The organism is Alkalicoccobacillus porphyridii (assembly GCF_007293315.1).
GTDB classification, from domain to species: Bacteria; Bacillota; Bacilli; order Bacillales; family Bacillaceae_D; genus Alkalicoccobacillus; species Alkalicoccobacillus porphyridii.
Genome location: NZ_VLXZ01000444.1, coordinates 1 through 229, shown reverse-complemented (window position 1 = coordinate 229; position 229 = coordinate 1). Strand labels below are relative to the sequence as shown.

Here is a 229-nt window from a genome sequence, read left to right as displayed (position 1 = left end):
CAGGAGCCTTAACCAGAACCATTGTGTCGCCCAGCGGCTGTCCAAAGGTGATGCCATCAGCATGAGCAATAATCCCACCACTCATTCCGTAATAAATCTGGCTGCTGTCACCACTCCGACTGTAACCGACATTAGTATTACCATAAGCTCCACGATAATTAAGAGAACTGTAACCACTGGTGCCAGACGATGTATTACCTCCGTGGGTGTTACCGACCTGAACGCTATA

At 48.5% G+C, this 229-nt stretch carries 1 protein-coding gene; it reads right to left on the bottom strand.

The window, feature by feature from the left end; all coding sequences use genetic code 11:
• Window positions 1-229 (bottom strand): fimbria/pilus outer membrane usher protein (locus FN960_RS24865; protein ID WP_143850877.1); only part of this gene is annotated, 229 nt, incomplete at both ends.